This is a genomic window from Bradyrhizobium sp. MI1.4, assembly GCF_055811315.1.
Genome location: NZ_JBVVPP010000097.1, coordinates 1 through 8,302, shown reverse-complemented (window position 1 = coordinate 8,302; position 8,302 = coordinate 1). Strand labels below are relative to the sequence as shown.

The 8,302-nt window shown below is 60.4% G+C and carries 9 protein-coding genes and 2 pseudogenes; 8 read left to right on the top strand and 3 right to left on the bottom strand.

Annotated features, from left to right (window positions below):
• The 3 genes from AC0L23_RS39450 to AC0L23_RS39440 all read left to right on the top strand — a co-directional run.
• Positions 1-623: ABC transporter substrate-binding protein (locus AC0L23_RS39450; protein ID WP_473358362.1), on the top strand; the 623-nt coding region annotated here is incomplete at its 5' end.
• Positions 620-1,483: an ABC transporter ATP-binding protein gene (locus tag AC0L23_RS39445; RefSeq protein WP_473358361.1), complete on the top strand. Its 864-nt coding sequence runs from the start codon at positions 620-622 to the stop codon at positions 1,481-1,483. The genes AC0L23_RS39450 and AC0L23_RS39445, both read left to right, overlap by 4 nt.
• Positions 1,440-2,351, top strand: coding sequence for an ABC transporter permease (locus tag AC0L23_RS39440; protein ID WP_473358360.1), 912 nt, complete (start codon positions 1,440-1,442; stop codon positions 2,349-2,351). Before AC0L23_RS39445 ends, AC0L23_RS39440 begins: the two co-directional genes overlap by 44 nt.
• A gap of 29 nt (positions 2,352-2,380) precedes the next feature.
• On the opposite strand, the pseudogene AC0L23_RS39435 reads toward AC0L23_RS39440, so the two are convergent.
• Positions 2,381-2,718 (bottom strand): annotated as a pseudogene (locus AC0L23_RS39435) (serine O-acetyltransferase); the annotation flags it as partial.
• 153 nt (positions 2,719-2,871) lie between these two features.
• Between AC0L23_RS39435 and AC0L23_RS39430 the strand changes: the two are divergent.
• The 4 genes and pseudogenes from AC0L23_RS39430 (at position 2,872) to AC0L23_RS39415 (ending at position 4,630) form a co-directional block, all read left to right on the top strand.
• Entirely contained in the window at positions 2,872-3,159 is a 288-nt protein-coding gene (locus AC0L23_RS39430; RefSeq protein WP_473358359.1) for a helix-turn-helix domain-containing protein, read from the top strand.
• Positions 3,156-3,308 (top strand): annotated as a pseudogene (locus AC0L23_RS39425) (HipA N-terminal domain-containing protein); the annotation flags it as partial. The gene AC0L23_RS39430 and the pseudogene AC0L23_RS39425, both read left to right, overlap by 4 nt.
• 89 nt (positions 3,309-3,397) lie before the next feature.
• Positions 3,398-4,438, top strand: coding sequence for a type II toxin-antitoxin system HipA family toxin (locus tag AC0L23_RS39420; RefSeq protein ID WP_473358358.1), 1,041 nt, complete (start codon positions 3,398-3,400; stop codon positions 4,436-4,438).
• Positions 4,439-4,480: 42 nt separating this feature from the next.
• The gene (locus AC0L23_RS39415; protein ID WP_473358357.1) at positions 4,481-4,630 is read left to right on the top strand and encodes a hypothetical protein; all 150 of its coding nucleotides are present in this window, start codon (positions 4,481-4,483) and stop codon (positions 4,628-4,630) included.
• A gap of 616 nt (positions 4,631-5,246) precedes the next feature.
• On the opposite strand, the gene AC0L23_RS39410 is transcribed toward AC0L23_RS39415, so the two are convergent.
• Both AC0L23_RS39410 and AC0L23_RS39405 read right to left on the bottom strand, forming a co-directional pair.
• Entirely contained in the window at positions 5,247-6,929 is a 1,683-nt protein-coding gene (locus tag AC0L23_RS39410) for a PAS-domain containing protein (protein WP_473358356.1), read from the bottom strand.
• Positions 6,930-7,118: 189 nt separating this feature from the next.
• Positions 7,119-7,328 carry a hypothetical protein gene (locus tag AC0L23_RS39405; RefSeq protein ID WP_084462206.1) on the bottom strand — a complete coding sequence of 70 codons (210 nt, stop codon included), beginning with the start codon at positions 7,326-7,328 and terminating at the stop codon, positions 7,119-7,121.
• Between the two features lie 158 nt (positions 7,329-7,486).
• Here AC0L23_RS39405 and AC0L23_RS39400 point away from each other — a divergent pair, with 158 nt between their 5' ends.
• Entirely contained in the window at positions 7,487-7,675 is a 189-nt protein-coding gene (locus AC0L23_RS39400) for a hypothetical protein (RefSeq protein ID WP_156948696.1), read from the top strand.
• Positions 7,676-8,302: the final 627 nt, after the last annotated feature.

The following is an 8,302-nucleotide window of genomic DNA, read 5'->3' as shown; positions in this document are numbered from 1 at the left end:
TTGGCAAGAAGGTGGCGGTCAACACGCTGGGCGCACATTTGGAATTCGTATTGCGCGAGTACCTGGCTAGGTCCGGCCTCAGCGCAAGCGAAGCCAGGCACGTCACGCTGGTGGCGATCCCACCAGTCAGCGCCGAGCAAGCGTTGCGCCAGGGCCAGGTCGAAGTGAGCGCGTTGAGCGGCGTTTTGCGCGACAAGGCGTTGGAACGGGGCGGCATCCGTTCGCTTTTCAACGACACCGATCTGTTCGGCCAGTTCACCGGCGGTGCCTATGTGCTGCGGGAAAAGTTCATCAAGGACAATCCCAATGCCTCGCGCAAGCTGGTGGAGGGGATTTCGCGGGCCATCGAATGGGCCCAGATCACACCGCCGGAAGAGGTCAGGGCCCGGTTCGACAAGATCATCGCCGAGCGCAAGCGCAACGAGGATGCCTCCTCGATCAAATACTGGAAGAGCACGGGCGTTGCGTCCAAGGGCGGCTTGATCTCGGACAGCGAAATCCAGGTATGGATCGACTGGCTGGTGAAGGACGGCCTGTTCAAGCCGGGTCAGGTCAAGGCGTCCGACACCTACACCAATGCGTTCAACTATTTCCGTCCCGGAAAGACGGCGGAGCCCCGATGACCTCCGTCAAGATCCGTTTCGAGCATGTCCGCAAGGAGTTCGTCCTGCGCGGCGAGGGCGGCGGACTAGGCCAGCGCTTCACCGCGCTGGAGGACATCACGCTCGATGTTCGCTCCGGCGAATTCTTGGCCCTGGTTGGCCCAAGCGGCTGCGGGAAATCCACGTTGCTCGATCTGCTGGGCGGGCTCACGCTGCCGACCAGCGGCCGGATTCTGCTCGATGGCCGGCCGATTGCCGGACCCGGTCGCGACCGCGGCATCGTGTTCCAGCAGTATGCGCTGTTTCCCTGGCGCACCGCCGCGCAGAACGTTGAGTTCGGTCTCGATATCGCCGGGTTCAAGGCCAAGCAGCGGCTCGACATCGTGCGGCATTTCCTCGAGCTGGTCGGGTTGTCCGGTTTTGCCGACCGCTACCCGCATGAGCTCTCCGGCGGCATGAAGCAGCGCGTCGCGATCGCGCGAAGCCTCGCCTACGATCCGGAAGTGCTGCTGATGGACGAGCCGTTCGCCGCGCTGGACGCCCAGACGCGCGAGACGCTGCAGGGCGAGCTGCTGCGGATCTGGCGCGCCACCGGCAAGACGATCGTCTTCATCACCCACGGCATCGACGAGGCCATCGTGCTCGGCCAGCGGGTGGCGGTGATGACGTCGCGTCCGGGCCGGATCAAGCAGATCATCGACATTCCGGACGGGCTCCGCAGCGAGGCTGACGACGTGCGCTCGCTGCCTGAGTTCGGCCGCGTGCGCCACGAGGTCTGGAGCCTGGTACGCGACGAAGTCTTGAAAGCGCAGCAAGGACAATTGGCCGCCGGCGCTGGTGCGCGCGCCGATCGCAAAGTGGAGGAGGTCACCCATGTCTAGCCTCGAGATGCTGACGTTGCTGGAGCTTGCGCACGGGCGCCGAGAGCCGCTGACCAGCGTGGAAAGCCCGGCATCGCCGGTTGTGGACTGGATCAACGCCGCGGCCCGCGGGCTGGCCGCCTTCGGGCACCGCTCGTTGCTGCTGATTGCCCTGTTGGCGGCATGGGAGGTGGCGCCGCGGCTCGGGTTGATCGATCCGGTGTTCCTGCCACCCTTCTCGGAGGTGATCGCCGCGGGCTGGCAGCTTGCGCAAACCGGCGAGCTCTATGATGACGTCTCCGCCAGCCTGCTGCGTGCCTTGAGCGGATTTCTGATTTCTGTCGCCTTGATCGTCCCGCTTGGCGTGGCCGTCGGTTGGTATGCGCGTCTCGGCAATCTCGTGAACCAGTTCATCGAGATCTGCCGCAACACCGCGCCGCTTGCGCTGCTGCCGGTCTTCATCCTGCTGCTCGGAATCGGCGAGCTGTCGAAGATCACGATGGTGGTCTATAGCTGCGCGTGGCCGCTGATGCTCAACACCGTTGCCGCGGTGAAACAAGTCGATCCGTTGCTGATCAAGTCGGCGCGGACCATGGGTGCAACCCCGCAGCAGCTGTTTCGCAAGGTCATCCTGCCGGCTGCGCTTCCCACTATCTTCGTCGGTATTCGTCTGGCCAGCGCGTCGGCCATGCTGGTGCTGGTTGCGTCCGAAATGGTCGGCGCCAAGGCCGGCCTCGGCTATCTCATCATCAACAGCCAGTACAGCTTCCTGATTCCGCAGATGTATTTCGGCATCCTCAGCATGACCGTCATCGGGTTGGCGTTCAATGCCATTCTGGAGGCACTGGAGCGGCGCTTCACACGGTGGAAGGCGCCAGTGACGGCATGAGATATGGGACAGGCGCCGCTCGGAACTTTCCGCGCGGTGGCCAGCGTCACCATGCTGCTCGGCGGCACGTCGCGGACATCAGCCAGACATTCCTGCCGATGGTCGATCCGCGGCCGATCGTGATTCAGCCACGGCCAAGGATCGTTTCGTCGACGTAGATCACGACGCTGTCGTCCAGGATCGGGTGGCGGGTGGCGCCCCTTGATCACCTTGGCCTTGTCATCCGTCGGAAAGTCGCGCCTCGAGCGTGACCGCCTGATAGATGCAGACATTGTCGCCGATAATGGCCGATCGCGATCCCGGTGCCGTAATCGATGAAGAAGCCGGAGCCGAGGCCGGTGCGGGCGCCGGGGTGAATATCGATGCCGATCGGCCTGACTCAATTGAAAACGTGAATTACGGGAAGCCTATGTCAGCGATTGGATGACATTTTATAATGTCATCGATCGCTGACATTTACCAATTGTCAACGAACGCCGACTTATGTTAAAGTATGCGAACGTTAACATTTGGGTATCCCATGCTCATACGCACACCGGCCGAACTCGGCGCCATCCTTCGCGACCGACGCAAGAAGCTCAAACTCGATCAATTGACGTTCGCCAAGAGCATTGGCGTCAGCCGCCAATGGGTGATCGAGGTTGAGCACGGTCACGCGCGCGCCGAGCTCGGGCTGATCCTTCGCGCCCTTGACGCCCTGGACATTCGCCTGGATGCGGGCACCGAACAAGCGCCCGCCCGCGGGGCCACCAGGCCAGCCGTCGACATCAACGCCATCGTGGACAAGGCCAGGAAGAAAAAGGCATGACGAGCGAACTTGTTGCTCTGCTGGATGGTCGGGAAATCGGCCGCGTGCGCAATGACGCCCGCGGCCGGCTCACCTTTGTCTATGACAACGACTGGCGCCAAGCCGAAGGAGCCTATCCGCTGTCGCTGTCCATGCCGCTCGCGGCCGAAGAGCACGGACCTTCCGTCGTGCAGGCTTTCCTCTGGGGACTGCTGCCCGACACGAACGCGTGCTCGAACGGTGGGCCCGAAGATTTCAGGTGTCCGCGCGCAACGTGTTTGCCCTTATTTCCCATGTCGGCGAGGACTGCGCGGGTGCCGTTCAGTTCGTCACGCCCGATCGGCTGGAGGCCTTGCGAAGCGGGGCCGAAGACAAGGTCGAATGGCTTGACGAAACGGCGATCGCCAAACGCCTGCAGACCTTACGTGAGGATCACGCCGCCTGGCGGTTGCCGCGCGATACTGGACAATTCAGCCTTGCGGGTGCCCAACCCAAAACCGCCTTGCTTCTGCAAAAGGGCAAGTGGGGAATTCCCTCTGGGCGCATCCCGACCACGCACATCCTCAAACCGCCGACCGGCCATTTCGATGGACACGCGGAAAACGAACATATCTGCCTCATACTTGCGCGCAATCTCGGTCTGCCCGCCGCCGACACCCAGGTGATGCATTTCGGAAAGGAAATCGCCATCGTCATCGAGCGCTACGACCGGCAGTTCAGTGGGAACGAGATCGTCCGTGTCCACCAGGAAGATATCTGCCAGGCGCTCGGCATCCTGCCGACCATGAAGTATCAAAACGATGGCGGACCAAGCCCTGCCGATGTGATCGAGCTCTTGCGCACCTACTCCACGGATCGCGTCGCCGACGTTGACACGTTTGTCGACGCGCTAGGCTTCAATTGGCTGATTGCGGGTACGGATGCTCATGCCAAGAATTATTCGCTGCTGCTGGCCGGCGGTCCCCATGTACGGCTCGCGCCGCTCTACGACATCGCCAGCATTCTTCCCTACGATGACGTCGATCTGCAGAAGATCAAGCTCGCGATGAAAATCGGCGGTGATTACAAGCTCAGCCAGATTAGTTTGCGCGATTGGCAGAAGTTCGCGCGCGAAACGCGCCTCGATCCTGACAAGGTGATCGCCGGACTGATTTCCATGGCCGAGCAGCTTCCGGACATTGTGGCCGCCGTACGGGAGCAAGCGCAGAAAGACGGGTTGGACAATGCCATCATCGGGCATCTCGCCAAGCACCTGATCGCAAGAGCCGGGCAATGCCGTCGACTGCTCGGTGAGGCATAGTTTCCGGCGACGGCCGCCAGCAGCATCATGCTGATCGGCAACATGGTGCCGATCATCATCGGTCGACATGTCGTTGTCGAAGCCAACGGCAGCAACAGCATCAATACCGCCGCGATCGGCATGCCGATATCGATATCGATGTCGATGTCGACTACGATCGGTGATTGCTCGCGATCCGTGGCAGCCGCGTAGTCACTGCGGCTGGCGTCACCTCACGTTCGGCGTGTCCTTTCAAGGGTCCGGCAGACAGCGATTTCTCCTCCGCGGACTTTCCCAATTCGGCGGGGCGCTTGCAGGTCCTCTTTTTGGCACGGCCCCTATGCGCCCGGCAGTCCCGTGGCCACGGCTGCGCAATCACGACGATTAGGCGTCTCGCCCCCCTTTAAGAGGCGCCGGATTAGCCAGGGCTGAAGATCAAATAGAGCAGGATCGCGGCCACGACGACCGTCCAGCCGATTGACGTGGCGAGAGCCCATACTTGCGTCGGCATCGGACGAACTTTCCCGATGAAGCTAACGAAGAGACCGCTGGCGCTGGACAGCGGCCTCTTGAACCCGCCTCAAACTGTCTTCGAGATAAAAGACCTTACCCCGGGGTCCGCCATAATCAAACGCCGGACTCGCCACCCTGTGAAGTCAAAAACGATTCGAAGGCCGATGGAACAATTGTGACGTTGCGAGAGCGACACACCTGACAAGCTAGGCCAGCACTGGTGGAGAACTCTTCCTCGGGCGGATGCCAACCATTTGGCACAGAAATGAGCGATAGTGCCCGCATTCGCCTGCCGAGGGTGACGTAAGGCCAGCTGCTAATCGACGGTCCCAACCTGATCGGAGAGGTCTTCGACCATACTCACGAACATGTGCGAGTCCTCCCCGGGGGCGCCAATCTGCAAACGCCTCCACGAGATCACGCGGCGGCCACGAACTGGATTGCAGATCGTATCGACAATAGGCTCGAGCTGCTGGCTTTGCGCAAGTAGCTGCTGGTCGCGCTTTTCGATCAGCTCGGCCGTTTCAGAGGAAAACAATTCGCGCGCGGTCTTGCCGACAATGTCGGTGCGCGACATACCCAGCTGCTGTTCGGCCGCCTTGTTGATGAACAGATAGCGCAGACTGCGCGCGTCCTTGGCGATGATACCTTCGCGCACGTTCTCGACGACGGTGGCGAGCAGCCGTTCGGTACGCTCGAGAATACGCTCTTTCTGCCGCTGTTCCGTAACGTCCTCCTGGACGGAGACCCAGCCGCCCCCATCCATAGGCCGTTCATAAATCTTGACGATCCGGCCGTCGTTGAGCCTTACCTCGTAAGCTGCCGGCTCCTTCTTTCCGATGCGAACGAGAATGGCCGAAACGTACTTTTTGATGTCGCCGCTGAACAGCCCGTGCTCCAGGATCCCCTCGAGCGAGGACCCTGACTCGATGGTCTCGGGTAGATTATACATCCGGCGATAGTTGCTGTTCATTGCAATCACACGTGCCTTGCCGTCGAGCATGATAAGGGCTTGCGGCATGCTGTTGATAGCGGCGGAGAGCTGCCACGTTTTGCTCTGGTACCTGTCGTTGAACGCGTCGCGCTCGGCCATTGCGGCGTCGCGCTGTTTGCAGAGGTCAAATTCAAGCTGTTCGAGCTCAAAGACTTGAGCGACAGCTTCGCGGAAGTTCTGCGCGGCGCGTGCCAGGCGGCCAATTTCGTCCTGGCGTCGCAGATGTGGCACCTCGCTTCCGATGTCCCCGGTTCTGATGCGATCGGTCGCTTGGGCAATGTCTGAGAGCCGCGCCAGCACCGAATCCCGGATCACGAGAACGTTAAGCGCGGCAAGCACCAGCGCCGCCAAACCCAGCATGAACAGGTACCATGCCGCATAGCAATTCTGTTCGGCGAGCCCATCTGCTTCGCGAGTGCGTTCGTTGTAGCCGCGCTGCAACGCTTCCAAATCCGCATTCAGCCTGCTGCGAACCGTGCTGCTGGCTTCGGTGTCCCCAAACTCGCGGGCAGCTGCGGGGCTAATCTCCACCGCCCGGCGCACCAACTCCCGGCGGAAATCGATGAATTTGGCAATCCGCCGTTTGAGGGATGCGAACTGTTCGAAGTCTTCCGAACGGACCGTAGGCTCCCAGCCGTTCATCACCTCCGCAAGCTCGTGGTTGCGCTTGAGGATTCCGTCCCCGAACTCTTTCACCTTGGCTCGTTCGGTGGACATGTAGATGCCGCGTGAGTCCATCACGATCGCATAGACGGATGCGTTGACCAGTCCGGAATTGATCGCCGCAGCAGCGGAGGAGGCTTGCATATTACGATAGGAATTCTGCAGTCGCACGGTCTGGACCGACATGACCAGAAGAAAGGCCGTAACAATTCCCAAAAACCCGGCGATCGCATAGACTTTCTCGGCGACTGTCAGGTCGTCGACCCCGCGCGCAAAGCAGATAGATTTTTTCAAAAGCCGCGCGACCGGCCCGGCTCCAAGGGCTGCTATCGCAGCATTCACCACACATCCCAGCCTAAACCTGCGCAACATAAAACTATCCGATTGTCCAACCTTAAGGTTGTGCTGGTTTACGGGGGCAATGTGCGTTGAGGATCGGCCGGCGTCGGAGAGCACGTCTTCGGGGGAGAGTGGGCCGTAAGCATCCCCGCATAGGCCGCGGGCTCATTGGATTATTCTGGCGGCGAGCGCTTAGGCGGCTTTATAGATCCGGACATGTTCGATCAGGTTGTCGATTCCGAAGTTAGTGAAAACCTGCATGCCATGTTCTCCGGCGCCATAGCCCCAGATTGCGCCATGTTCAATCTCAATTTCATTGGCGACTTCTCGCAGGCAACGTGACGAACCGGTGACGTGCATGGTTACACAGCTCAAGCGGCGATCGCTGATGCCAGCCTTCAATCCCAGGGAAGCAGTCCGTCCAGCCGATGAACTGGATGAGCAGAGAGGGGCCACACGAGCGACGGCTCACCTCATGTGAAGACGAAGACAAGCAGGCTCGAGCAGAGTAGCGCAACTCCTACTGCGGTCAGCCCTAGGAAACTGCTGGAGACAAGATCATGACTGCCCATGAGCGACCTCTGCGGCGAGGAATAGAGATCGGCAATCGCCGCTTCGTTCCCTTTCCAGCCAATCTCGAGATTATTATTCAAATGAGGCGCACAATTCCTGCTGGCCCCGCGATGGGACGCACGTTTCCAGCAAAATCGATGGGCAGTTCGCCGCGTTCCGGCGGCATCCTCGTTTAATGCTATGGCATCTGCAAACGGATCGCGCTCCCTCGAGGTGCAGCCAGGTTGGGGATAGGTCGAGCTCGGCAGGATGTCGATCCAGGCCTTCAATGTCTTTCACGCTCGCGACCGTCAGCGCAGGCGACTTATCTTTAAGAGAATGCTTCAGCTGCTCCAGAAAGGTTTCGCCGTTGGCCGACGAGAACGACGTCGTCCAGCGTTTCAAGCCATACTAACGCGTCGTCGTCAGTTTCGCGCCGTAGCAAGATTAACGCGTACTCTCCCTCATAGGAAAGTCAAAAGCGGCGTCGCCCGCGTTGTGCTCGTTCTTCGTGGTCTTCGTGGTCAAGCCCGCCTTTCCTAGCTGATGAGATGGATTCTTACAGCAGTCTCTATCCGGTGTGCAGCATTTGCAATCGGACTACATCATGTATCGGCGTAGGAGTTGCACGACAGGCGGTCGGGCGCATCCTCGCCACCGGCTAGCGCAGCAAAAAAAAGCGCTCCCAGATGCGGCGCCGTCACGAGAGACGGTCTCCGACCCCGATCCGGATCTGTGCGCAAATCCTTACGAACCTGGTGCTGTCGGGCCCGAAATTTCACGCCGCTCTCGAGGCCCTCGCGCCAAAACGACGCAAGAGCTGC

What these genes read in the sequence shown, in the direction of transcription:
- AC0L23_RS39445 (WP_473358361.1), top strand. Translation starts at nt 620, where the DNA reads ATGACCTCCGTCAAGATCCGTTTCGAGCATGTCCGCAAGGAGTTCGTC.
- AC0L23_RS39430 (WP_473358359.1), top strand. Translation starts at nt 2,872, where the DNA reads ATGCTCATACGCACACCGGCCGAACTCGGCGCCATCCTTCGCGACCGA.
- AC0L23_RS39415 (WP_473358357.1), top strand. Translation starts at nt 4,481, where the DNA reads ATGGTGCCGATCATCATCGGTCGACATGTCGTTGTCGAAGCCAACGGC.
- AC0L23_RS39400 (WP_156948696.1), top strand. Translation starts at nt 7,487, where the DNA reads ATGACTGCCCATGAGCGACCTCTGCGGCGAGGAATAGAGATCGGCAAT.